The organism is Lentisalinibacter salinarum (assembly GCF_040706555.1).
GTDB classification, from domain to species: domain Bacteria; phylum Pseudomonadota; class Gammaproteobacteria; order Steroidobacterales; family Woeseiaceae; genus Lentisalinibacter; species Lentisalinibacter salinarum.
This window is the reverse complement of the sequence record NZ_JAPDRH010000004.1, coordinates 94860-119636: the sequence shown is the minus strand read 5'-3', so window position 1 is coordinate 119636 and position 24777 is coordinate 94860. Positions and strand designations below refer to the sequence as shown.

The window sequence follows — 24777 nt, the reverse complement described above, 5'->3', positions numbered from 1 at the left end:
TCGTCGTCCTCATCTCCAGTAGTAACCCAAAAAGACTGCGTATACGAGTCAAAGTACACGCCATGAATATGCCTTACTTCCTTGAAGGTCCAAACTGCGCGCCAATCGGATGAGCCTCCATCATACTTCCATACACTAACGGGTGAACGTTCGTGGTTTGCTCTATACTCACCATAATAATAGGCTCCCTCCGCTGCACAGAGTGCGAGTGGGCGAGACCCGACTAATTCATGCCGCTGAAGGCGTTCCCCTCTATTTCGTTGCACGACCACTTGACCATCGACCACTGCGCAGAACCCGCATTCCGCCAGCGAAACATGATGAATACCTCTCCGGAGCAATCGCCCGACCAAAGGTAGGAATCTGAGAGATACGTCTGTTCTTGTTGTGGTTAGCCTAGAAACCCGGTGCCAACCAAGGCCATCACGCCTCGATTCCAACAAGTCCGGCCCGCGACCGACGATCAGTCGGTCGGAGTCTGCCCAGAGCAAACGTCCTAGGATTTTGCCGGGTTCTTCCATCTGTGCGATAAACCGAAGAACCGGAGTAACAGATATGGATAGGTTGCTGCGACGACAATACAGTATCCAGTAAATACCCAAAGCATGTTGGGCAGCCCTAGGGCCCGCGTACCGGTCTCCAAGGTATAATTTCCGATCTTAAAGGCGTCTTTGCAGCAAAGTTCGGTCAGTCGCACCTCACGCCGGGGCAACTCCTCCTTCCATTTGTTCTTATTCGATGCCAATAGTGGTCCTAGCGTCTCTTTCTTCCACGCCATCTCATTATTCGCAACAAGTTTCTTTGCAGCATCTCCAAACGTCAGCATTGAATACTCGAAGTCGAGGCCGATCGCCGTACAAATCCGCCGCAGTGTACCCTCGGGCTTGTCTATCAGGTCCTCGTAGACTACTTCCAGATACCTTCTGCCGAAACGACGCTCCCCGTACCAGACCGCGGACTTCATCTGCACGCGGTTCGCAAAGACGTATGCCCAGACGTGCCGACCTGCGGACCAATCCGCCTTTTTCTTTGACACGATGACATCCCGGGGATCCCGGACCATGTTCACTACGACACAGCGGGAGAAGCACGCCGCGAGGAGCGGAAGGTACTCGATCATCCGCGGGTCCTTATCTCCAACAAAATAAGTCTCTCCACGAACGAACGACCGCAATATTCGCGTATAGATCGCAAGGTCTAGGTTGCCACCTGCGTCCATGGACGCATCGACGATTCGGCTCGCGTCTAATCCGAGCCGCAGAAAGTGAGGATCAGCATTCAACGTATCGACTACGCTCCTCTTGCCATCCCTCTCATATAGCTTACCTAGCGACTTGGTCGACACATATCGCCTGAAAAACGAAGTCTCTGGCAAGTAGGAGATCTTCGAATGTGCCGCCATCATGCTCTGCAACAGGGAGGTACCTGATCGCCCCACCCCAACGACAAAAATCAGCCGAGGCTGTGCGCTGGTCAACGACGATTCTCCCTGTCAAGTCGCGCGAACACATCAAGATGCACTCGAACCATGTTCTCCAACGAATATTCTTCTCTCGCAACTTCCCGTAACGACCTTCCATAGCTCGACAAAAGGTCGTATCGACCCTTTGTCGAGTCAATAAATCTATCCACCGCGCCCGTGCATCCGAAATCGATGAAAGGTTGCCCACTGGCATGCGCTAACTCAACCTCCGGCCCATGATAGCTGTCTCGATCAACAACGATTCCCTTGCCATGTTGGGCCGCGAGTTGCACCAGCAATCCCGCATTGCCTGGGCTGACGACAAAATCACACCAATCAAAATGCCTATTCAGGTCTGCACCTGTAGTCCGTCCAAACGCCTTCAGTCGCTCATTGCCCTCACTATCGACTGGCACTCCAAGAGTGTCCATTCCCGGGCCGATCACCCTTATCGCAACATCTCTTCTACGTTCAGCGATCGCGACTAATCGGTCCAATCTCTTTCTTGGTTTGTTCGTACCTACAAACAGCAACTTGAGAACGTCTTTCTCCAAAGAAAACGTCGCGTCACGGTACTCCGCGCGCAGCGTCTGGGTATTATTAAAGGACTGGGCCTGAACACCGAACTCCCGCATAAGCCGGCGCTCCACTTGACGACTATGCACGAGGCAAGCCGCCGCCCGCGAGATGAGTCGCTTCTTGACCGCGGCAAGGTGACGTGAGTCATTCTCCCCGAAAATGAGTCCCCACCAAATCCAGCGTCGTCGATACTCCGGATTGCCAAGAAAGAGACTGATGCGACTGAGCTGCCGCATATTCGCGCTAACACAAATAATGTCCCAGTCTTGACTGCGAAGGATATCGGCCAAACCCTTTTGCCATCGAAACCCAGCGAACTGAAATGGAGCGACTTCAATATACTGATAGGCTTCACGACGCTCTGGTGGATGCAAGCCATCTGGCAAGCACGGCTGCGCGACGACGGTAAGTTCTACATCGTGCCCGAGCATTCGGAGGAAGCGCTCACGATAGTCTGGCGCGTGATTCAAGATGAACAGAACCCTCATCTCAACTATCTCCGCGTATCACGCGTGCATCGACGCCCGATCTCTAGCTAGCTCCCTTGACGCATGCACTAAGCGTATTCCGTGTAATGCTCTAACCAACGGTGACGATAAGGTCATCGGATGCTGTCGTTTGCGCGAGCTGGATCGGACCCCGTTTACCGACAGCGCAGCATTGCTGATGTCGATCGTCAAACTCTGAGCTACTGTCGATTACCTCGATCGAGAGGACCGGGCTCGCCCTTCCTTCGTGACCAATCTACTTCTTCCGCCTGCGCGCCCCCAGTCTCTCGACAACACATGGCGAGCCCGACAGATATTCCGGCTGACACCATCGTGGAGTATCGAGACTATTGCGTAACGGCTTCGTAGAACTCTATCAATTCCGGGTTTTCGATTGATCGGTCCCGACGACAATGAATCACCGTGCCACTGATGCGGTATCCCGTAAGGCGTCTGCGGAAAATTTTCTTGCCGAGCCGCCGAAGGGGGCTTACTGCGACCGCCTTGCTAACGATCCGCAAGCCGAAATACTCCAGCGTTTCCCGTAGAGCCTTCTCGTTAAAGAAAGAGCAGGAGTTGCCGCCGCGGGATTCTGAGGGTGTGTCGGCAGGGGAAGGGCAATATAAGACACTGTTGATATTGAAGTCTTCGATGATCCCGGTTCCGAGTATGAGATGGCCATCGTCTCGCAGCAGGTCTCTTATCGTCTTCAGCGCCGCGAACGGGTACCTTAGATGATAGAGAAGCCCCGCAAATACGACGAGATCAAACTTACCGTACTCTTCACCTTTGAAGTCCATTACGTTCCGATGCACAGGTATGATGTTGGATTCCAATCGGGGGATAATCAGATCGCGCAGTGATTCGATGTACATCTGCGTATGATCGACGGCTAACACCTCCCCTGCACCCTGCTTCTCGGCGGCTAACGCAAAAAGCCCATTGGCACAACCAAGATCAACTGCTCGCTTGCCTTCCAGATCCAGTGATTCGATCAGCTTGATAACCTGACGTTGCTTGGCGCTGATGGGTGGGCCGGGTGTCTTTATACCATCGCCCAAGTCCACAGTATGGTGGAACGTGTATTCCGACAACTTCTTCAGAGTAGTTTCTCGATCCATTAATTGTCTCCGTAAGCGCAACTGCCGTGTCACGTCAGACAAATGGCCACGACTGCCATTGGCCCAAATCTAACACCCGACACTACAGGCTGTCCCTACCTCTATGCGAGCCACCCCGATAGAAGAAAACAGGCTGCGATTGGATTCTGCGTGCCGCAATCAAGCTCGCGATGCGAGCATACAAGAATTCGATATCGATGACGAGCACCCTCAATGCGGACAGTAAAGACCGGCCGGTGAAGGTCGAAGAACTGATCAAGATGACTAATTGCAGTTGCGCCGATCCAAGAAACGATCTATGCCCGACAAGCGTATGCTGATAGAGCTGTGTAACGAATATTGATAAACTGGGTGTAATACCGAGTTTGGCCATGAAGACCCTTATACTCACGGATAATCCCTACTCCCTCGCTCTCGCTCTTGAACTGCAGAACCTGCATGGTGAGATCGACGTGTTCCAGTCGCCGCAAGGTCCGTTGCCCGGCGTCGCCAGATTAAAGATCAACGATCGTATCGAATGGGTGAAGAGCAACTATCGACTGGTGTTGTCGATACACTGCAAACAACTCTTCAATCGAGAATTGCTGGCATCCATACGGTGTATCAACGTCCACCCCGGCTACAACCCTTACAACCGAGGCTGGTATCCCCAAGTATTCTCGATTATCAATGGTAAAAAGGCCGGGGTGACTATTCACGAGATTGACGACCAACTGGATCACGGACCTATCATCCTTCGACGAGAATGCCGCATCGAGGAATGGGATACATCTGGTACCGCATATAAGAAGCTCATATCGCTTGAAAGAGAAATGCTCCTGGAGTGCTTCGGCTCGCTCCGCGATCACGATTACGTGACCAGCCGGCCTGAAAGCGAGGGCAACGTCAACTTTCGCGCTGATTTCGAGGATCTGTGCCGGCTGGACCTTGATGAACACGGCACCTTCGACACTTTTTTGAAACGACTGCGCGCTCTAACGCACGATGACTTTCGCAACGCCTATTTCGTCGACCGGAATGGGCGGAAGGTATTCGTCCAGATCTCGCTGGAGCCGGACGAAGACGGTCAGTTAACCGATCGTCTTGACCCTTGATTCCATCGTTTGTAATTGTCGATAGCACCTACAACAAGATTTAGTACACCAAACAGTATGATCGTGGGGACGAAATGCCAGATTGCACCCACTATATTGCTTATTTCGCCCTTTGGCAGGATGAATACGAACTTGAAAAGTAGCGACAAATAAACGACGTAGATTAGAAATTCGGATCTTCTCCGAACATAGCGATAGACTGCGGCGAAGATGATCCCAAGTATCATCATGACTGGCACTATCCCAGTCAGTCCGAAATTCAAGATCACCTCTCCTACTATTGTCGGGGGCACACCACCCGGTATCCCGTACCATGCGTCACCGAGAATACGGCCAACGTTCTGATATTCTTCAGTCATCGGACTGAACGCGCTGACCCACGACACAAACGATGTTCCGAGCATCGGATAGAATTCTATGAAGTCCCTGAAGGTGAGGATATTCATCACAACCGCGAGATCCGGCACGTTTCCCTTGTCGATCAACCAATACCCCAAGAGTCCGCCGAACTCTTGAAAGAACGCTACTGCAACTAATGGCGCCTCCGCTCTGGCGGATTCGACGCTAAATACCCGCAGCGTATAGGCCAGTACTGCCCCCATTATTAGAAGTGCAACGAACATCATCTGCCGAAATCGTACCCCTCGACCACGATAGACCAGCGCCAGCGCCCAAAGAACAAGTACACTGGTCAAAAACTGAAGCATCCTACCGTTACTAAGAATTGCAACCAGGCACGCGAGGAGGATCAACAGGAAGATTGCAATCTCGAAAGAGCGCGTCAGAGTCTTTCTGTTTCTCAAAATCACGAGCATCCATAGGAACAGCCCCACCGTAAGGAACTGATAACCAATCTGGGTGACGTTGTCGCCAATCAGCGCTAACCGGTGATGACGCAGTCCGAATGTCGTTAGGTAGTCAAGCAATCCTCCGGGGTAGCTCAGCGCAATATATAAAAAATTCCCCAACCCAATCGCCAGCGCAAAGCCCGCAGTGAGTCGGAGGAAAGAATCCGGAATTCTGTGGCCCATTCCGAATCGCATCGGCCGGCGATGGACGCGACCTCTTACGACGTAGTAGCCGACGACGAAAGCAACATAGCCGGCAAGCTGCGCCAAGAGCGCCTTTTCGAGCGCACGTGCTTTCTGGGAATGCGTCATCGACAGTAGATGCTCGGATGTCTCGAAATCAGTCCAGGCAAAGTACACTGCGCCGGGAACGATCAGAAAGTACAACAACGAAAACCACAGAATCGGCTCGATAGGGTCCAGCTCGGCCCCAAAGATCAGACAAAACGGAACAAGGAGCGCCAGGATGTACGCCAGCGTGAGAGCCCCTGTGTAACTTGGGAATGGATGAGTTTGCAGCGTCACCACAAATGCCATCGTCGTGACTAACGATATCGCGAGATAAAGAAAGAGCCGGATTTTGGAAATCTCAAGCATACTGTCTAAGGTTGATACGACAGCAAAGAATCACCGTTAACTCGCGATGGGTGGCTCTTGCCTGATATATCGCTCTCCACACAGAAAAGACCCACACTTTGCAATGCGCGTCATTGGATCGCAGTTCACTTGGCAGTGTATCGAGCGATGCGACGCGTCCGCCAGAATGAGAGCATTTCGGTATAGGCGGCCCTGTTCACAATTCGAGAGACTGCAATGAAAATGACAGCGCCGCTTACCAGCGCCAGAGCCAACTGGCCTGTCCTAGATAGCGTTGAGGTCAGATCGAGGATCAAAAACATTCCTATGGCGGCACAGGCCGCAGGCATGAGCGCAGTGGCAATGGCGCGACTATAACGCCGCCCACACGGTCCAAGTAATCGAACGATCCAGAATCGGTACGAAGCCAGCGCTACAATTACCTGCGCTAGTGCGATCACTTGAATAATTGCCACCAAGTCGCCACCAAGTGCAATAAAATAGATTATAGACGGCATTACAACCAAGAGGCCCAAATTCCAGTAGAAGGCCCAGTTGGCCTTTCCGAGCCCAACTACCAGAGGTCCGTTGAGGCTCCCTAGAGACCGAAACAGCACGTAAACTGAGACGTAAGGAAGGATTTCCGCCAAGCGCGACCAGCCATCTCCAAGGAGTACCGACACAAGCGGTTCCGAAAGGGCTGCAATCCCAAGCAGAAACGCCGCATTGACCGTCGTAGCCCTATTAATCAACCGGAAGTATGCATCGCGAACTCGGTCACCCTGACGTCGCCGAGATGCTATGACAGGAAACGCCACTCGGGTTGCGATCGCGTTCAGCTGCTGCATCGGCATCAATGTCCAGTTCATCGCCATGCTGTACAACCCTAACGCCCCGTTCCCAAGAAGAGCCGAAATGATGAATTGATCAGCTCTCGAGGCAACGAGGTTGACTCCGTTAGCGCCGGCGCGGAACGCAGCGAATTTTAAAGGCTCTTTCATGCCGGCCACAATCAGACCGGGCTTATTGAACAATCCGCGAGGGACTCCGACGATTATGAAAAAGAGATTTCGCACAAGCTCAGCAACAAGGTAGGAGTAGATGAGCGCCCAAACCCCCAATCCCGCCGCCAACCCTACTAGGCCCACCGCAAGATTCGACGTGGCCGAAGCCACCGAAATCTTTGCGAGCGCTCGAAAGTCCAATTCCTTCTGTAAAAGCGCTCGGACCTGCTGCCCAACGGAGCCGATAAGAAAGACCAGCGCCGCCATGCGTAGCAGATCTGTCAGCCGAACGTCTCCAAAAATGTTCGCCATGACAGGGCTCATAAACCAGACGCACACAAACGCGCTTAGCCCCAGCAGCCAATTCACGGAGTACAGTGTCGACAGCTGCCGCCCGGAAAGGTCATCATGGAAAATGACCGCGTTGGACAAGCCAAACTCGGATATGACTCTCGTTACCTCAATCGTCACCAACACCAGGGCTACTACGCCCATCTCCTGAGGCCCGACAACGCGTGCAACGAGAATGTACAAAAGGAGGCCAGCCATTCGCGACACCACGATATCGACCGCCGACCACCGTATCGCCGTGATCGCCTCTCTGGATGCGCGAACTCGATGGTTGCTCACGATGTCCCTGAATCGTCCCGCACAGAATTCCAGAGCACTCGCCTAGAGTTCATATCCGAAATAACGGGCTCGGGTCTCGCAAACGGACCGGATTCGATCATAGTTAGCGGCGCCGAAGAACTCTCGCAGATCCACGGATTGCCCCCGTGGCTGGTACTGGCGCTGAAGTTCTTGGTCAATATTGTGCTGCACAGGCAATCCAAGCCGTCGAGCCAGATCTCGAATTTCGCCTTTCTTGTCCTTCAAGAAATCCTCATATCTGATCAACGTGAAACGATCTGCCGCCGCCAGATACGTCTTCGCAATATAATCCCATCTTATAGCAAGCGCCTCCACGTAGTTGGTCGACGGGCGATCAAGCCACGCACTATCAAGCGCGAGTCGCCAGACGGGCGACTGCCGCAAAGCTGGCCAGTCGTCGAAACAGATATTCTCAAGATCCCCCTGAATATTAAGACGATTCAAAATGCTTCGAATCGTCTCGCCGGGATGTCTTTGAATCATCACGAATGCGGCATTCGGGAAAAGTTTGTATAAGCCGTCGAAGAAGAAACTCAGGGCGGGCTCCTTCACAATCTCTCGGGAAAATTCTCGTCGATAGCGATAAACGAAGTCCGACAAAGGAGACACACCCAATGCCGTGAGAGGCTGCCACGAGAGATCTGGTATGGCGCGGCGAATATCCAACGTCACTGAGCAACCCGTTGCCTTCGCAAGCGATGCTGCAATCACCGTAGAACCAGACTTTTGAGAGCCGAGAACAAAAACTGGACGAGACGACGCTAGCTTGTTCAGTGCACGGGACGCCGTACGTTTCGAACGCAACTTGTAGGCCGAGCGAATCCTGCGCGAAATGCGATCCGTGATATTCATGAGAAGTCCGACGTGTTCATTGTGACACGCACGTGCCAGCATCCATGTGTCTTGCTCAGCTCCAGCCGGCGAATCGCACTACCCCAACTGGCGCCTGATTGCATCGATTAGCAATTCGGCGTTCTCAAAGACCTTTTTCCGCGACCAGAATTCCTCTAAGACTTTATGGTTAGTCGCGACCTGGGATGCCTTTAACGGCTCGAAGGCCCTCGCTATCCCTTCACGCTGAATCTGCTCGATGGTAAATACTGCGGCACCGCGCTCTCTCAGGAATTGATAGACGGTGCTGCGCTGGTCCATGAAGACCTTTGCGCCGCTGTAGATAAGCGCACCGATGTTACCCACCGCTTGCTGTCGATAATGATTCATTATTGCGATCGAACATCGCCCCAATAACGCCCGATAATGCTCAAGCGGCATGTATTTAACGATTGGAATGAAGTTCTCTCCGAGCAACCGCTCGCCCGCCGCCACAATTGCTTCTCGGTAGTCCGACCTCCCATAGCTCAGGGGAACCACGACACGTCTGTGACCAAGCTGCAGATTTGCCAGAATTTCGAGGACCTCAAGGTGATTATTAGTCGGGCTTGCCGAGTTCCCAACCAAGATATCGTCACTGGTCGGCGCTTCGGCTTGTGCGGCAAAACTATCTTCTGCGGTCACATAGTTGATTTGCGCATAGTTCGGCGGCGCTCTGTCCCCAAATGCTGCCCTGAGAGCAAGGTAGTCCTGGGGCACGGGCGCGGAGAAAATGTGGAAACGACGCGCGGCCGGTGCAAGCAGGAACTGCTCTTCAATTGCGCGACGAGCCGCTCTGAGGAAAGCGAATGATCGCCGGCCGTCCAACTCGGCGACCAACTCCCTCGTTTTAGCACCATACACACTATCCAAACCGGCAGGAAAAAGCCTGTAGTAATCTGCACCCCAACCACTCCAGACTTTCACTAGGCCTCTGCGCGAACCTAAAACCAACGGCGCCGAGGCCACCGATAGACCGTGCACGAGAAGACAATCAGCCCACTTGAAATCGTCCTGTTTTTCGCTGGATAGAAGGTACCGATAGCCCACCTCCTGCCCTAGCCCAGAACGGGGAGGCATTGCATGGTCCGGTCGCGGATAGATAAGACGGTAACGATTGGCGACACCTGACAGCCTATCGAAAACGTCGTCAATCACGCTAACGAATCGGTCATTGCTGAAAATGTGTAGAACGTTCATGAACGAAGCGTATACACCCTGCCGTGGACATTCTCCGAACTAGAGTCGACTACACACAGGCCGAAGGCTACCGGCAAAAGGACGCCCCCACCGAGATACAATGGGTTTGGTGAATTGGGGATGCTCGCGTTGACCAGCACAGCATTGTAGTGTCAGGCAGACACGATTAGGCTCACAATCCGGTCAACATCCTTCAGAGCCAACGACGGATAGATCGGAAGACACAAGACCTGTGCCGCCGCGGTCTCAGCCACTGGTAATCGTTTCGGGTCGGCTGGGCGATAGCTCCGATAAGACGGCAAAGAGGAGATGAGGGGGAAGAAATATCTTCTGGTTCCGATATCGTTAGCTTTTAGAAGATCATGAAGCTCATCTCGACTCAACGGAAAATCGCAATCAAGGAAAATAGGGAAATAGGCACCATTCGACGATACGCCCGGACCCGCATCCAGCAATCTAATTCCCGCAGCACCCTTTAACAACTGTCTGTATCGTGCAGCGATGCGCCTTCGTCGCTCTATGTCAGCATTGATAGACTTCAGCTGCAGCACTCCGACCGCCGCATGCAGTTCGCTGAGCTTACCGTTGAGCCCGACGTCGGGCACGCTAACCTCGTCTGCTATACCAAAATTTTTTAGCTGATCTATCCGCTCCTTCATTTCGGACGATTTGCACACAACCGCTCCACCCTCGATCGAATTAAAGACCTTGGTCGCATGTAGACTCAGCACAGAGAGATCACCGTAGCGCAAAATGCTCCCTTCTCTGTCCGTCACGCCAAACGCATGCGCCGCATCGTAGATGACCTTCAGACCGTACTTGGCGCCTACTTCGTCAATCGCCTCGCTCGCGCACGGATACCCGTAACAATGAACGGCAAGAATGGCACTGGTGCGGGGAGTGATTGCGGCCTCGATGAGAGCAGGGTCGAGATTCGGCGATCCGGGCGCAATATCAATGAACACTGGATCTAGCCCAGCCCATCGTAGTGCGTGCGAGGTCGCAACAAAGGAGAACGGTGTGGTAATCACTTCACCGCTTAGCTCCAGAGCTTGGAGGGCAAGTATTAGGGCTGTTGTCCCGTTGTTTACGATAGCGATGTGCGGAAGGTCCAGATACTCGCTTAGCATTCGTTCGAATTGCTTGAGTAACGGTCCTTCGTTAGTGACGATCTGGCGCTCCCAAACTTCCTCAAGTAGCAGCACCAGTTCATTTAGCGGCGGCAGGCGCGGTCGCGTTACATAGATCCCGTTATCGGCCACTCGGCCCCTCCTCCGCGATCGCTAGTAGATACTGGCCATACTCGCTATTTGACAGCGACTGTCCCCGTGATCGCAGTTCGGTGTTCGTGAGCCAGCCATTCCCATAAGCGATCTCTTCCAAGCACGCGATCTTATAACCCTGCCTCTTTTCAATCGTAGCGACGAAACTGGCTGCGTCGAGAAGGCTGTCCTGAGTTCCAGTATCGAGCCATGCAAATCCTCGCCCCAACCGCTCCACTCGGAGACGGCCACGCTTCAAGTAGATGTCATTGACTGCGGATATTTCAAGTTCCCCCCTCGGTGATGGCTCTATCGCTCTGGCTATCTGTACGACCTCATTGTCGTAGAAGTACAGACCGGTCACCGCGTATCGGGACTTTGGTGTTGCCGGCTTTTCCTCAATAGATATTGGCGCTCCGGACTGATCGAACTCAACAACACCGAATCTCTCCGGATTCTTGACGCGATAAGCGAATATCGTGGCACCCTCCGGTTCCATCATTGCGTTACGGAGTACGGGAGTGAACCCCTGTCCATAAAAGACGTTGTCTCCCAGTACAAGGCAGACTGGGTCACTCCCGATAAACTGCTCGCCGATAGTGAACGCCTGCGCGAGCCCTTTCGGCTGCGGCTGAACCGCATACTCCAAGCTAACCCCGAACTGCCGACCATCACTTAGCAGTCGTTTGAAAGTCGCCTGATCGTGGGGAGTCGTGATGATGAGAATATCCCTTATTCCCGCAAGCATCAGGACCGATAAGGGATAGTAAATCAATGGCTTATCGTAAACCGGCAGGAGTTGTTTAGATAAGCCTTGGGTTATAGGGAACAGTCGTGTCCCGGAGCCTCCCGCGAGGATTATCCCTTTCACGGAGCATGCTCCCCAAGGCCAAGCCTCTCTCTACCATAGATGCCTTCCAAGGCCCTGCGACACCAGCCAGCGTTCTTCAGGTACCAATTCACTGTCTTTCGCAACCCGTTTGAGAACGACTCCCGCGGTACCCAGCCAAGTTCATCCGCAATCTTCCGTGTGTCTACCGCATAGCGGACATCGTGCCCAGGCCGATCCGGCACATACTTGATCAGGTCGCGATAGGTGACGATCCCAGAAGGCTTTCGGGGCGCGAGTTCATCCATGAGATCGCATATCTCGCAAACCACGTCGATGTTCCTTTTTTCGTTTACGCCCCCGATAAGATAAGTCTCCCCTGTGGAGCCCTCCTCTAGGACTATACGAAGCGCCTCCGCGTGATCATCAACGTACAACCAATCTCGACTTTGTTTGCCGTCACCGTATACCGGCAACCGTTTGCCCTCGACAGCATTCAGGATCATCAACGGAATCAATTTCTCAGGATATTGATATGGTCCATAATTGTTTGAGCAATTCGTGACAACCACCGGCAGACCGTAGGTCCGGTGCCATGCGCGTACGAGATGATCTGAACTAGCCTTGCTTGCAGCATAAGGTGAGCTGGGGGCATATGGTGTGTTCTCCCTGAACAACGCGTCCGCCGTCGAACTCAGATCGCCGAAAACCTCGTCTGTCGAAACGTGATGCAATCGAAACCTACTCGCGCGATTCATGGGCATGGAGCGCCAATAGTGCCTCGATACCTCAAGGAGTGTATAAGTACCGACGATATTCGTGGTGATGAACTCTTCCGAGCCATCTATCGACCTGTCCACGTGGCTCTCTGCCGCCAGATGAACGACGGCATCAGGCTTGTGACGCTCGAAGACACTGTGGAGCATATGCCGATCCGCGATATCGACTTTCTCCAGCATGTAGCGACTCATGCCCGATACAGCTTGCAGGGATTCCAGGTTCGCCGCGTAGGTCAGCTTGTCGACATTAACAACAGATACCTTCGGGTCGCGCAACATATACCTGATAAACGCAGAGCCAATGAAACCGGCACCGCCAGTCACCATTATTTTCATAGGAACTCTTGAGTGATCGATCTGTTAATGGAGCTAAAGCAATTCTGCGCCGCCGGCCCCTGTGTTGAAACCGTCGCACGGTTAGTCGGCCGTTGTTCCGTCGCGCTTTAACCCCCTGAGACCATGCCTTATCAAGACCACGGCAATTGAGAAAAAGCCGCCGAGCACCCCTGCAGCCAACACAATTAATGTACGCCTCGGTTTCACCCTTTGATCTGGTGGCACAGCTTTGTCAATTACGCGAAACGAAAATTCCTCACTTCCACGGGCGAGCATCAGCTTCTGCAATTCTGACTCAAGGAGTCGACCTAAAGACTGTTGTAACGTGACTATGCTGGTCTTCGACAGTTCACTTTCCAAGTACCCCAGATTAACGTTCGCTTCCGAAAGCGCTCGTTGGCGCATTTGCTCATTGGCCTCCTTGACTAAAGAATTTGCCCAGCCGGCAGCGACCACCGGATCGGTCCAAAGGACTGACACAGTGATCAGTTGTGTGATCGGGTCCTCGCGTACATTAAGGACAGTCTCGCGGAAAAACCTGACTCCTTCCCGGATATCTGGCGGCTCGCCCCCTGTCGACGTCCACTGATTCTTCGCGGCATCCCACTCTTCATGGAAGAGAACAGGAAGCAGGTCATTCTTCTCAATGAAATCGCGAACTAAGGTACGCGATCGAAGAAATGCAACAGCTTCCGCATCGCCACCCCCCACCTTGACACCCGCAAGAGCGGCAAGATTCCCAAGCTGCCCGGATAGAACGGAGTTGGATCGCTCTTCGGCCGGCGCCGCCAGCACTTCTGCCCGGTACCACTCAGTAGCCAAGAGCGCATAAACTACTGCGGCTAATACAATAAACGCCGTTAAGCCGATAACCAAGCGTCGCGCATCCCACAGAATCCCGACGACATCCAGCAGGCTCACATAACGCGAATCTTCACCCTCGTCCGGGGACCGAGCAAGAATATACACTGGAGAGCCTCCGGACGGCTGCTCGGCCTCCTTGTCGGACTGACCTGTGGGCGATTGACCTGCTGACACGAAACCTCCCGTCGTCAGAAAGAGTTGACTGCCGCCGCCGCAATTGCCAAGTTATAAACGATTTGCGTGGCATTACTCCAAAGCGTAATCGGCTTGACCTTATCCGCATGCAATGGCGCAACAATCGTATCCCCGGGACGAATATTCAGATCAGATGAACGGGCAAAGAACTTCGACTGACGTCCTACGACTACCTCACCATTCGCCCGCACAACGTACGTGCGCTCCTTATCCGCCTTTCTTGTGTATCCGCCACTCTTATCAATGTAGTCCTCTCGGCTCAATCCAGGATCATGCAAGTGCGAGGTCGTGTACTGCACCTCGCCGATCACTGTCACTTCCTGCGCCTGCACAGGCACGATCAGTCGATCTCCATCTCGAAGAATCAAATCATCAATCGTACCGGCAACAACCGAGGGAAGATCTATCACCAGCCGACCGACAGGCTGCGCACTCCGTAATTGCTCCAACAACGCGCGGCCCGTGCTCACCGCCTCCGACTGCCCCGGGTCCGAGAGTGACATCGAGGCAAGATCACTCTCTAACCGGTTTGCCAAAACGTCAAGTTGCTCACGCTCACGCTCCTTCAGCGCCTGCCGCGTGAAGACACTACCTTCCGCGAAGGCCATATCGGTCAACCCACCGGCGCGCTCAAGGACGTGCTTAAGTGTCTCACCTTGCTTGATCGGATAGCGCCCGGGGAAAGCGACCTCGCCCAGAATCTCTACGAACTCCTGATCCCGCCAGCGAGGTATTTCCTTGATGTTGAGATAGTCGAAGGACTGCACCGTCACGTTATGCGCAGGGTCGCCGGCGAGCGCGGCCTCGAGGTCGATCTCGATCAACTCGGTCTTTCTGGCTTCGCCATCGACTAATTCGTAGCGAGTGAGTTCAGCCTCCCCGAGATAGGCGGACTCGTCCAGCCCACCGCCCGCTCTCACCAGGTCCGCGATGCGCATTCCGCTTTCAAGAGGGTATTCACCGTCCGCATTGACCCGACCACCTATTCTCGCCACAGGCAAGGGCTGAGCCCGTGACGACCGTAGCCGCAGCTCATCGATAAGCGGCGAAACGATATGCTCGCGCCCGACTTCGAGATCGAACACGTAGACCGTATCGCGCGGTTTCAACAGTACATCGGCTGCGCGGTCCGACGACCGCCAGGCAGCCTGGAGATCCACAGATACGACAGCGAGCTCAGCATTCGGTACGACCTCACGCCGGATCAGCACGTAGTTAAGATCGCTGTTCTCCTTGAGATCGCGACTGCTGCGTAGGAGATCAGTGATACGCAGGCCATCCCGCCACTGGTAGTCACCAGGGCGCTGCACATTGCCCACCAGTCGTACCGCGCGCTCAAGCTGACCGACGCCTTTCGGCACGACCACGGTGTCGCCGTCGGCGACCTTGAGGGTGCGGCCGGCAGCACTATTCTGATTCGCCTCCAGCACGAGAAAGCCGGCGCCGGGCTCTAGCCGCTCGATCTTCACGCCTGGCTTGTAGGCAGTGGGCTTCAGCCCTCCGGCCAAGCCGATCACATCCTGAATATTGGCAGCGCCGCGGTACTCGTATATGGCCGGCCGGTTGACCTCGCCGGCCACCGTTACCCGGGTACCTACTGGCGGCACGAACACGACGTCGCCGGACTGCAGCCTGATGTCACTCCGGGTATCCCCCCGAAGCAGAACATCGTAGACATCAAGTGTCTGAACGACCTCGCCCTGGCGTTTCAACTGTATGCGGCGGAGACTGCCTTGCGGCGCCACACCGCCGCTCAGTGCCAGCGCGGACGTTATGGTCGACATCGGATCTACGGAATAAGAGCCGGGGAATTTGACGTCCCCGACTACGAATACCTGCAGGGCACGCAGTTCGCCCAGCGTCACGCTCACCTGCGTACCGATGAACTGCTCGCGAACCCGCTCGCCGATGAGTTGCTGTACGCTGGCGTAGCTGCGGCCTGCCACGGAGATGGGTCCGATCTGCGGGAAGCGGACCATGCCGTTACGCTCCACGGGCAACTCGTAGTCCGCGTTCTGATTACCGAAAAGCTGGATGCGCAGTGTGTCGCCCGGACCCACAACGTAGTCCGCGGCCACCGGTACTGCTTGGTTCGGATGCAGCCGCGAAGAGTCCCGCTCGAAAAGTTCGTAGCCGAAGGGCTCCAGAGCTTCTACGCCAACGGCGTCCAGCGGCAGCCTGTTCACGCTGATGCTCAGCTGGGATAACGAGGCGTCGGCGGCCAGACGCATCGTCGCCTGCTCCTCCGTGAGACCCGAGAGTGGAATCTCACCGACGCCCGCCAGAACGAGGCGGCCCAGCGCGTCCAGCTTATACGGATTTCCATTGAGCAGGCGCTGCATCAGCACATCCCGCGATTGCTCCTCCGCTGGAGGTAATGCCTGACCCTCCGTTTCCCGGGCCGTGACGTTGAGCACCAGCGTATCGCCAGATGCAAAAACCGGCGGGCCTTCCGGCTCCTCGTCCTCCGGCACCGGCATCGGCATGGCCGGCATCGCCTGATCCTCGCCGTTGCTGCTGGCCTGCTTCTGCCCGTTGGAGGGCGTCCGCAGATTCCTCAGTTGCTCCAGCGCCGCCTGGCGCTGGGATGGCGGCAGCTGGTTCAGCATGCGCTGCTGTTCCGGAGTCAGGGAGACGGACTGGCCGTAGCCCGCGGGCGCCAGAGTCATCAGTACACCGGCAACCACCAGCAGCATGAGGAATCTGACAGGAAGCGTAAGAGAACTTTGCACGGTCATCCGAACTGCTGTGTGAGTCTTACGAATACGCGCACATCGGTAGAGTCGGTGTTCGCGATCTTGTCATCCAGCTGCTGCACGCCGACGCCCACATCGAGCTTGCCGAGGTTCGTGTCGCGGCTGTGGGTAATACTGACGTCCAGCAGATCCTTCGGCGTGGACGTCACGGTGTTGCGCTCGTCCGGCGCACCGCCGCGATTCAGCTCGGCGAACTTCGCCGTGACGTGCCACTTGCCGTACTTGTCGTGCCGCGCGAGCACGCCGGCGGTGACGGTGCGTGCATCGTTATCCGTGGAATGGCCGATGGAGCGGCCCTTGTAGCGGTAGCCGGTCGGGTAAGAGCCGTTGTTGTAGGCGCAGTTGAAGATCTTCGAATCTTCGTAGAACTGGCAGGTCGTATCGGAGACTTCCACGTAGGCATGCCAGTCGGCCTTCAGTGCTTCGCTGCGCCCCCAGAATTCGATGCCACCCATGCCCATGTAACGGCTCGGGAATCCACCCGCCTCATCCTCACCGATGAGCTGACCATAAAGCGCGTAGGGCAGATCGCCAATCGGGGACAGCCAACGTGCATCGTAGCCGGCGAGCTGGTTGGCTTGGTCCGGATTCTCGTTTCTGTCTTCCACATTCGTGTCGCCGGCAAGCACCTTGAGAAAGGCATCGACATCACAGTTCCGCCCGGAGCCGCACCACTGCGCCGTCCGCAACAGTCCGATCTCCAGTGACTGCAACGGCCGGAAATTCACCCGCCAGCCGAAAAAGCGCGCGTTCGGCACCTCACGGCCACTCTCGAGCTGACCCCAGATGACGCTGGTGGACCACGGCCCGATCCAGGACAGCCAAGGGCTCTCGAATGGCATTGAGAAATTCCGCTCCAGCACCAGCGCCGGGATCGGCCGCGCGTTGTTGGAGAGTATGAGGCTGCCGCCCCAGCCGGGACCCCACCACCGGTCGACGACGGCGGCGCCTACCATCCAGTTGCCGAGCGCCAGAGTGGCGTAGGACCCGTCCATGCGGAAGTCCTGCTCGTCCACCGGGTCGTCGGAGAAGCCGGCGCGCACCTTGATCGCGAAGCGATCGCCGGTCCAGTCGGTGGAGGCCCAGCCCTCCTCGTCTCCCCGGGGCACGTCCTCGAAGCCCCGGATGAGAAGCGGTTTCTCGGCGAAGCCGATCTCGCCCTCGGTGCGCCAGACCTTGGTCCGGGTCTCCTGCTTGGTGAAGTCCCTCATGCGGGCCAAGGCGGAGGTGGCGGACGTGGAGAGTTCGGTGTCACCGCGGAAACGGTTGACGTCCTCGGCGATGTCGCCCATGGATAGCGGCCAGGCGGAGATGGGGCTGGTGATGACGCCCTCGTCGGCCAGGCGCTGGATGTCGGCCTTGAGCCAGGGATCGCCGGGAGCGATCCAGGGTTCGGCAAAGACGAAAGCCGGGAAGAGCAGAGTCAGGGCGGCAGCGAACGGCCCGAGCCGCCTCAGCCCACGGTCCCCGCCGTGGTCACTCCTGTGTCCCTGGAGAAATCCCACCGATTCAGTCGCCCAAGCCCGAAAGACGGAATTCTAGAGAGGCGGGGCGGGAGTCGCAACTTATGGCAGCCTGAATAGTCTGTAGGAGGGCCTTCAGGCCCGATTAATTGACCACTCGGGCCTGAAGGCCCTCCTACATCTTCTTGATCCGCTTCAGCAATGCTCTGGTGGACCTGTTCTCGCCTTCGTACCTGGACGGGTTCTCCACCGCCGGCACCAATCCGGTGGCCAGCTTCTTGCCCAGCTCCACGCCCCACTGGTCGAAGGCATTGATGCCCCAGATGACGCTCTCCACGAACACCTTGTGCTCGTAGAGGGCCACCAGCTGACCGAGAGCCCTCGGCGTCAGCGCCTCGAACAGGATCAGGTTGCTGGGCCGGTTACCCGGGTGGACCTTGTGGGGCACCAATGCCTCGATCTCGTCCGAATGCAGCCCCTTCGCCTCCAGATCCGCGCGGACGTCGTCCTCGGACTGGCCCTCCATCAGCGCCTCGGCCTGGGCCAGGCAGTTGGCGATGGCCAGATCCTGCTGGTGCTGGCTCCCGCCCGAGGACTTCGCCGGCAGCAGGAAGTCCACCGGGATGAAGCGGGTGCCCTGGTGCAGGAGCTGGTAGAAGGAGTGCTGAGCGTTGGAGCCGGCCTCGCCCCAGATGACCATGCCGGTGGCGCAGCGTGCGGGCTTGCCGTCGATGCGCACGCGTTTGCCGTTGGACTCCATCTGCAGCTGCTGCAGGAAGGCCGGGAAGCGCTCCAGGCGGTTGTCGTAGGGCAGGATCGCCTGGGTTTCCGCGTCGAAGAAGTTGTTGTACCAGACCGCCAGCAGCGCGAGGATCACCGGCATGTTCTCGCCGAGTTTGGCCTCGCGGAAGTGGCGGTCCATGGCGTGGCCGCCGGCCAGCAGCTCGCGGAAGTTATCCGTGCCGATGGCCAGCGCGATGGAGAGCCCCACGGCGGACCACAGCGAGTAGCGGCCGCCCACCCAGTCCCAGAAGGCGAAGCGGTAGTCCGGGTGCAGGCCGAATGCGTCCATGGCCTCGTGGTTGGTGCTGGCGGCGGCGAAGTGGTCCGGCACCGCCTCCTCGCCCAGCTGTTTGGCCACCCAGCGCCGGGCGGCTTTGGCATTGGTCACGGTCTCCAGGGTCGTGAAGGTCTTGGAGCAGACGACGAACAGGGTGGTGGCCGGGTCCAGGGTCTCCGTGAGGTCGGCGAGCTGGGTGCCGTCGATGTTGGAGACGCAGTGCAGGCGGATGCTCTTCACGCGGTGGTGATGGAGCGCTGTGGCGGCCATGACGATGCCCAGGTCCGAGCCGCCGATGCCGATGTTGACGACGTCGGTGAAGCGCTGGCCGCCGCTACCGCGGATGCCGCCCGCGTGCACGCCGTCGACGAAGGCGGCCATCTGCTCCAGCACCTCGTGGACGTCGTGGCTCGCGTCCTGTTCGCCGTCGCGATAGGCCTCGTCCCGGGGCGCGCGCAGGGCGGCGTGCAGGACGGCGCGGTCCTCGGTGCGGTTGATGTGCTGGCCGGCGAACATGGCGTTCCTGAGTTTCGGCACGCCGGCCTCCCGCGCGAGCGCGGTGAGGAGCTTCAGGGTCTCGGCGGTGATGAGGTTCTTGGAGTAATCCAGCAGGAGGTCGCCGGCTTCCACGGAGAAACGGTTGGCGCGGCGCTTGTCCTTGCGGAACAGCTCGACCAGGTGGGTGTCCCGCAGTTTCTTGCGGTGGTCTTTCAGCCGGCGCCAGGCCGGCAGGTCGGTGGGATAGCGGGCGGAGAGCTTGCGCGGGTCCGCCATGGGCTCAGGAGGCCGCGCGGGCGGGCAGGTCCACCTCGTAGAAGTCCACGTACCACTCCACGAAGCGGCGTACGCCCTCCTCCACCGTGGTGGCGGGCTGGTAGTCGACATCGGCGACGAGGTCGGCCACGTCCGCCCAGGTATCCGGCACGTCGCCGGGCTGCATGGGCAGCAGGTTCTTCTCGGCCTCGCGGCCGACACACTGCTCGATCACCTGGATGTAGCGCATCAGCTCCACCGGCTGGCTGTTGCCGATGTTGTAGATGCGGTACGGCGCGCGGCTGGTGCCGGGATCGGGATTGGCCGGGTTCCACTCCTCGTTGGGCTCGGCCACGTGGTCGAGGGTGCGGATGACGCCCTCGACGATGTCGTCCACGAAGGTGAAGTCCCGGCGGTGGTTGCCGTAGTTGAACACGTCGATGGGCTTACCCTCGATGACGTTCTTGGTGAACATGAACAGCGCCATGTCCGGCCGGCCGAAGGGGCCGTAGACGGTGAAGAAGCGCAGGCCCGTGGTTGGCAGATCGTAGAGGTTCGAGTAGGTGTGGGCCATCAGCTCGTTCGCCTTCTTGGTGGCGCCGTAGAGGGCCAGCGGATGGTCCACGTTGTGATGGATGGAGAACGGCATCTCGGTGTTGGCGCCGTAGACGGAGCTGGAGGAGGCGTACACCAGGTGCTCCACATTGTTGTGGCGGCAGCCTTCCAGCACGTGCAGGGTGCCGACGATGTTGGAGTCGATGTAGGAGTGCGGGTTCTCCAGAGAGTAGCGCACGCCGGCCTGGGCGGCGAGGTGCACCACCCGGTCGAAGCCCTCCTCGGCGAAGAGCTTGTCCATGGCCGGGCGGTCTTCCAGGCTGATCTTGACGAAGCGGAAGCCCTCGCGGCCTTCCAGGTTGGCGAGACGCGCGAGCTTCAGGTTGACGTCGTAGTACTCGTTCAGGTTGTCGAGGCCGACGACCGTATCGCCCCGGTCCAGGAGATATTTGGCGGTGTAGTAGCCGATGAAGCCGGCGGCGCCCGTGACGAGTACTTTCATGTCAATGCCTTAGGTCGATCCCTGGTCCGCGGCCGGGTCAGAGCCGGTCGTCCACCGCGTCGGCGGGCAGGACGTACTTGATATCGTACAGCACGGACTGCTGCTTGCCGAACGCGCGGATGCCCTCGGCCCCCATCTCCTTGAACTGGCGGTGGCCGACGGCGACGATGATACCGTCGTAGTCGCCTTTCTTCGGGTTTTCCACCAGGTCGATGCCGTATTCGTGGCGCGCCTCGGTGGGGTCCACCCAGGGATCGTGCACGTCGACATGCAGGCCGTAGGATTCGAGCTCCGCGACGATGTCCACCACCCGGGTGTTGCGCACGTCCGGGCAGTCTTCCTTGAAGGTGAGGCCCATGATCAGCACCTTGCCGTCCTTCGGCTGCATGCCCCGCTGGATCATGAGCTTGATGACCTTGCCGGCGACGAAGTAGCCCATGGAGTCGTTGATGCGGCGTCCGGCCAGTATCACCGTGGGGTTGTAGCCCACGTCCTCGGCCTTGTGGGTGAGGTAGTAAGGATCCACGCCGATGCAGTGGCCGCCCACCAGGCCCGGGCGGAACGGCAGGAAGTTCCACTTGGTGCCGGCGGCGATGAGCACCTCCTCGGTGTCGATGCCGATGCGGTCGAAGATGAGCGCCAGCTCGTTGATGAGCGCGATGTTGAGGTCGCGCTGGGTGTTCTCGATGACCTTGGCGGCCTCCGCCACCTTGATGCTGGAGGCGAGGTGGGTCCCGGCCGTGATAATCGTCTTGTAGACGGAGTCGATGTACTCAGCCGCCTCGGGCGTGGAGCCGGAGGTCACCTTCAGGATGTTCGGCAGGCGGTGCTGCTTGTCGCCCGGGTTGATGCGCTCCGGGCTGTAGCCTACGTAGAAGTCCTTGTTCATCTTCAGGCCGGAGCCTTCCTCGAGGATCGGGACGCAGACCTCTTCGGTCGCGCCGGGATAGACGGTGGACTCGTAGACCACCGTGTCGCCGGGCGAGAGCACCCGCGCCAGGGTCTCGCTGGCCGATTTCAGCGGCGTCAGCACCGGGCGCTTCGACTGGCCGATGGGGGTGGGCACGGTCACGATGTACAAGTTGCACTCCGCAAGCTTGTCCGGGTCCGTGGTGTAGCTGAGGTGCGCGGCCGCGGCCAGCTCCTCCGGGGTGGTCTCCAGCGTGGAGTCCTCGCCGGACTGCAGCTCGGCGATGCGCTCGGCCTTCAGGTCGAAGCCCACGGTGGGATAATGGCGGCCGAACTCCACGGCCAGCGGCAGGCCGACGTAGCCGAGGCCGACCACGCCGATGCGGATCTTGTCGATGTCGAACACGGTCCTTCCAGTGCCGGTTAGCCGGCGGTGGTGGTTCAAATTGGGGGGATTCTAGCGCGGGTTTGGAGGTCTGGCATGGATGCGGATCACATGTAGCAGGGTGATGGGTATGTGGGAGGGGCTTTAGCCCCGATCCCCCATCCTCCAGATGGCGCCGCCACTCGCCTCCTCTATGCGCTTCAGGAATGCCTCGTGGGCCGCCACCTCTTCCTCCGAGGCCTCGATGACGCGCAGGCGGGCGTTGCCGCGGTCGATGCTGACCACCGTGTCCACGGCCTTGCCGTCGCCGCCCTCGGCGGCATCCAGCGACAGTGCGCCCTGGCCGCCGGTCATGGCCAGGTAGACGTCGGCCAGCAGGCGGGCGTCGAGGAGCGCGCCGTGGAGGTCGCGCTGCGAGTTGTCCACCTCGTAGCGCTTGCAGAGCGCGTCAAGGCTGTGGCGCTGACCCGGGTGCATCTTCCGGGACATCGCCAGCGTATCCAGGATGCCGCAGTGGCCGTCCAGCCGGCAGATGGCGTGGCCAATGAGCTTCAGCTCGTGCTCCAGGAAGCCCACGTCGAAGGGGGCATTGTGGATGACGAGCTCTGAGCCGGCCAGGAACTCGAGCAGTTCCTCGGCGACCTCGGCGAAGCGGGGCTTGTCGGCCAGATCCTCGTTGCGGATGCCGTGCACCGCAATCGCGCCCTCCTCGATCTCCCGCTCCGGGTTCAGGTAGCGGTGGAAGTGCTTGCCGGTGAGCCGGCGGTTCACCAGCTCGATGCAGCCGATCTCGATGATGCGATGGCCCTGCTCCGGGTCCAGGCCGGTGGTCTCGGTGTCCAGTACGATCTGCCGCACGCCTGTCTGCCCTCCTCTCTTATCGTCCGTCGGTTCGCGCTCAGCCCGGTTCGTCAGCCCAATTCGTCTATGCCCCGGTTGGCGAGTTCGTCCGCCTTCTCGTTGCCGGGATCGCCGGAGTGGCCCTTCACCCAGCGCCAGTCTACCTCATGGCGCTCCTGGGCCAGGTCCAGGGCTTGCCACAGGTCCTTGTTCTTCACCGGCTTCTTCGCCGCCGTCTTCCAGCCCTTGCGCTTCCAGTTGGCGAGCCAGGACTTGATACCGTCGCGCAGATAGATGGAGTCCGTATGCAGGACCACGTGGCAGGGCTTCTTCAGCGCGTTCAGCGCCTCGACGGCCGCGGTCAGCTCCATGCGGTTGTTGGTGGTATGGCGCTCGCCGCCCCAGAGTTCCTTGCGGCGGCTGCCGGAGAGGAGCAGCGCGCCCCAGCCGCCCACGCCGGGGTTGCCGCGGCAGGCGCCGTCCGTATAGATGTCGACCCGGGGGAGGCTCAATTCTCTTCGCGGAGCTCGTGCACGGTGCGGGCCGTCGGCCGGGCGAGGCCGCCGACCGCCGCGACCGGCCGGCGCCAGCGCTGGCGGACCGGGGTCAGGGTATAGAGCTGCTTCTTCGCCGTGAGGGCGTAGCAGCTGGCCAGTTCCGGCCACCAGCGGTCTCCAATGGCCTCCCAGCGCCGGACGGCGAGCTTGCGGTTGCCGCCGACGGGCCAGCGGAAGAAGTAGCGGCGCACGCCGTGGATCTTCATGTCCAGGAGCCGCAGCCAGTCCGAGAGCTGGCGATCCGAGATCATGGTGGGGCGGCCCGGGGGATAGCTGCCCCACGTCAGGAGCCGGCGCAGCCCCCACAGCCCGCCGGGGCGGAAGCCCATGACCACCAGCTGGCCGTCGGCGCGGAGCACGCGGTAGACCTCACGCAGCACCGCGTGGGGGTGGTCGGTGAGGTCGAGGGTGTGCGGCATGAAGACGACATCGATGGAGTCGCTCTCCACCGGCAGACGGGCAGGATCGGCGATGACGTCGCCTGTCTCAGGCGCGCCGGGCATCGTGGTGATCCAGGCCGACTGGGTGCGCGCGGACGGCAGGAACAGGTCGCGGCTGCCCCACAGCCCGATCTGCAGCAGCTGCTCGCCGAACAGCCCGTCCAGCATCTCGCGGGCGAGGCGGGTCTCCACCTCCAGCAGCGAGCTGCCGATGGGGGTATCCAGCCACTCCTGCAGCGGATCGGTAAATGTGGTGGTCGCGATCGGTGCCATGAGCCTGCCGGGTCCCCGGAAAACGGTCCAAGTGCGAAGATGTGAGCCGTGTGCTTGCGCCGGCCCGCCTGGTGGGTAGGATAGCCGAATGCGCGTCGTCACCAGAAGCCTGATGTTGTTTGTGGT

Annotated in this window: 20 protein-coding genes; 1 reads left to right on the top strand and 19 read right to left on the bottom strand. The window is 58.2% G+C overall.

Features of this window, described 5'->3' with window-relative positions; all coding sequences use genetic code 11:
- Nucleotides 1-496: 496 nt before the first annotated feature.
- From ACJMKZ_RS16290 to ACJMKZ_RS16280, 3 genes are all read right to left on the bottom strand, one after another.
- Nucleotides 497-1477: a sulfotransferase family protein gene (locus tag ACJMKZ_RS16290; protein ID WP_405234277.1), complete on the bottom strand. Its 981-nt coding sequence runs from the start codon at nucleotides 1475-1477 to the stop codon at nucleotides 497-499.
- Entirely contained in the window at nucleotides 1474-2529 is a 1056-nt protein-coding gene (locus ACJMKZ_RS16285) for a glycosyltransferase family protein (RefSeq protein WP_405234276.1), read from the bottom strand. Before ACJMKZ_RS16285 ends, ACJMKZ_RS16290 begins: the two co-directional genes overlap by 4 nt.
- A gap of 347 nt (nucleotides 2530-2876) precedes the next feature.
- A complete protein-coding gene (locus ACJMKZ_RS16280; protein WP_405234275.1) occupies nucleotides 2877-3650 on the bottom strand; it encodes a class I SAM-dependent methyltransferase in 774 nt (257 codons plus the stop codon).
- A 371-nt stretch (nucleotides 3651-4021) separates the two neighbouring features.
- On the opposite strand from ACJMKZ_RS16280, the gene ACJMKZ_RS16275 reads away from it, so the two are divergent.
- Complete coding sequence (locus ACJMKZ_RS16275) at nucleotides 4022-4744, top strand: dTDP-4-amino-4,6-dideoxyglucose formyltransferase (protein ID WP_405234274.1); 723 nt, start codon at nucleotides 4022-4024, stop codon at nucleotides 4742-4744.
- Here ACJMKZ_RS16275 and ACJMKZ_RS16270 read toward each other — a convergent pair.
- From ACJMKZ_RS16270 to ACJMKZ_RS16195, 16 genes are all read right to left on the bottom strand, one after another.
- Entirely contained in the window at nucleotides 4717-6189 is a 1473-nt protein-coding gene (locus ACJMKZ_RS16270) for an O-antigen polymerase (protein ID WP_405234273.1), read from the bottom strand. The two genes, ACJMKZ_RS16275 and ACJMKZ_RS16270, sit on opposite strands and share 28 nt — an antisense overlap.
- 125 nt (nucleotides 6190-6314) lie before the next feature.
- Nucleotides 6315-7802 carry an MOP flippase family protein gene (locus tag ACJMKZ_RS16265; protein WP_405234272.1) on the bottom strand — a complete coding sequence of 496 codons (1488 nt, stop codon included), beginning with the start codon at nucleotides 7800-7802 and terminating at the stop codon, nucleotides 6315-6317.
- A gap of 42 nt (nucleotides 7803-7844) precedes the next feature.
- Complete coding sequence (locus tag ACJMKZ_RS16260) at nucleotides 7845-8675, bottom strand: sulfotransferase family protein (protein ID WP_405234271.1); 831 nt, start codon at nucleotides 8673-8675, stop codon at nucleotides 7845-7847.
- 78 nt (nucleotides 8676-8753) lie between these two features.
- Nucleotides 8754-9620: a TDP-N-acetylfucosamine:lipid II N-acetylfucosaminyltransferase gene (locus tag ACJMKZ_RS16255; protein WP_405234270.1), complete on the bottom strand. Its 867-nt coding sequence runs from the start codon at nucleotides 9618-9620 to the stop codon at nucleotides 8754-8756.
- A 425-nt stretch (nucleotides 9621-10045) separates the two neighbouring features.
- Nucleotides 10046-11155, bottom strand: coding sequence for a DegT/DnrJ/EryC1/StrS family aminotransferase (locus tag ACJMKZ_RS16250; RefSeq protein WP_405234269.1), 1110 nt, complete (start codon nucleotides 11153-11155; stop codon nucleotides 10046-10048).
- Nucleotides 11145-12026: a glucose-1-phosphate thymidylyltransferase RfbA gene (gene rfbA, locus ACJMKZ_RS16245; protein ID WP_405234268.1), complete on the bottom strand. Its 882-nt coding sequence runs from the start codon at nucleotides 12024-12026 to the stop codon at nucleotides 11145-11147. Before rfbA ends, ACJMKZ_RS16250 begins: the two co-directional genes overlap by 11 nt.
- The gene (gene rfbB, locus ACJMKZ_RS16240; RefSeq protein WP_405234267.1) at nucleotides 12023-13099 is read right to left on the bottom strand and encodes a dTDP-glucose 4,6-dehydratase; all 1077 of its coding nucleotides are present in this window, start codon (nucleotides 13097-13099) and stop codon (nucleotides 12023-12025) included. The genes rfbA and rfbB overlap by 4 nt, the downstream gene beginning before the upstream one ends.
- Nucleotides 13100-13180: 81 nt before the next feature.
- Complete coding sequence (locus ACJMKZ_RS16235; protein ID WP_405234266.1) at nucleotides 13181-14020, bottom strand: GNVR domain-containing protein; 840 nt, start codon at nucleotides 14018-14020, stop codon at nucleotides 13181-13183.
- Between the two features lie 131 nt (nucleotides 14021-14151).
- Nucleotides 14152-16854, bottom strand: a complete 2703-nt coding sequence (locus tag ACJMKZ_RS16230; RefSeq protein ID WP_405234265.1) for an SLBB domain-containing protein — start codon at nucleotides 16852-16854, stop codon at nucleotides 14152-14154.
- A gap of 38 nt (nucleotides 16855-16892) precedes the next feature.
- Nucleotides 16893-18419, bottom strand: coding sequence for a capsule assembly Wzi family protein (locus ACJMKZ_RS16225; protein WP_405234264.1), 1527 nt, complete (start codon nucleotides 18417-18419; stop codon nucleotides 16893-16895).
- Between the two features lie 133 nt (nucleotides 18420-18552).
- Nucleotides 18553-20211 carry a glucose-6-phosphate isomerase gene (gene pgi / locus ACJMKZ_RS16220; RefSeq protein WP_405234263.1) on the bottom strand — a complete coding sequence of 553 codons (1659 nt, stop codon included), beginning with the start codon at nucleotides 20209-20211 and terminating at the stop codon, nucleotides 18553-18555.
- A gap of 4 nt (nucleotides 20212-20215) precedes the next feature.
- Nucleotides 20216-21247, bottom strand: coding sequence for an NAD-dependent epimerase (locus ACJMKZ_RS16215; RefSeq protein WP_405234262.1), 1032 nt, complete (start codon nucleotides 21245-21247; stop codon nucleotides 20216-20218).
- Between the two features lie 37 nt (nucleotides 21248-21284).
- Nucleotides 21285-22562, bottom strand: coding sequence for a Vi polysaccharide biosynthesis UDP-N-acetylglucosamine C-6 dehydrogenase TviB (tviB, locus tag ACJMKZ_RS16210; protein ID WP_405234261.1), 1278 nt, complete (start codon nucleotides 22560-22562; stop codon nucleotides 21285-21287).
- 123 nt (nucleotides 22563-22685) lie between these two features.
- Nucleotides 22686-23399 (bottom strand): DNA polymerase III subunit epsilon, encoded by a 714-nt coding sequence (gene dnaQ, locus ACJMKZ_RS16205; protein WP_405234260.1) that lies wholly within the window; start codon nucleotides 23397-23399, stop codon nucleotides 22686-22688.
- Between the two features lie 53 nt (nucleotides 23400-23452).
- Nucleotides 23453-23893, bottom strand: coding sequence for a ribonuclease HI (rnhA, locus tag ACJMKZ_RS16200; protein ID WP_405223970.1), 441 nt, complete (start codon nucleotides 23891-23893; stop codon nucleotides 23453-23455).
- Complete coding sequence (locus ACJMKZ_RS16195) at nucleotides 23890-24651, bottom strand: class I SAM-dependent methyltransferase (protein WP_405234259.1); 762 nt, start codon at nucleotides 24649-24651, stop codon at nucleotides 23890-23892. Before ACJMKZ_RS16195 ends, rnhA begins: the two co-directional genes overlap by 4 nt.
- Nucleotides 24652-24777: the final 126 nt, after the last annotated feature.

Excerpts from the sequence above, each read along its gene's own strand:
- ACJMKZ_RS16260 (WP_405234271.1), bottom strand. The coding sequence starts at position 8,675 with ATGAATATCACGGATCGCATTTCGCGCAGGATTCGCTCGGCCTACAAG.
- ACJMKZ_RS16230 (WP_405234265.1), bottom strand. The coding sequence starts at position 16,854 with ATGCTGCTGGTGGTTGCCGGTGTACTGATGACTCTGGCGCCCGCGGGC.
- pgi (WP_405234263.1), bottom strand. The coding sequence starts at position 20,211 with ATGGCGGACCCGCGCAAGCTCTCCGCCCGCTATCCCACCGACCTGCCG.
- ACJMKZ_RS16215 (WP_405234262.1), bottom strand. The coding sequence starts at position 21,247 with ATGAAAGTACTCGTCACGGGCGCCGCCGGCTTCATCGGCTACTACACC.
- ACJMKZ_RS16280 (WP_405234275.1), bottom strand. The coding sequence starts at position 3,650 with ATGGATCGAGAAACTACTCTGAAGAAGTTGTCGGAATACACGTTCCAC.
- ACJMKZ_RS16270 (WP_405234273.1), bottom strand. The coding sequence starts at position 6,189 with ATGCTTGAGATTTCCAAAATCCGGCTCTTTCTTTATCTCGCGATATCG.
- ACJMKZ_RS16195 (WP_405234259.1), bottom strand. The coding sequence starts at position 24,651 with ATGGCACCGATCGCGACCACCACATTTACCGATCCGCTGCAGGAGTGG.
- rfbB (WP_405234267.1), bottom strand. The coding sequence starts at position 13,099 with ATGAAAATAATGGTGACTGGCGGTGCCGGTTTCATTGGCTCTGCGTTT.
- ACJMKZ_RS16275 (WP_405234274.1), top strand. The coding sequence starts at position 4,022 with ATGAAGACCCTTATACTCACGGATAATCCCTACTCCCTCGCTCTCGCT.
- ACJMKZ_RS16285 (WP_405234276.1), bottom strand. The coding sequence starts at position 2,529 with ATGAGGGTTCTGTTCATCTTGAATCACGCGCCAGACTATCGTGAGCGC.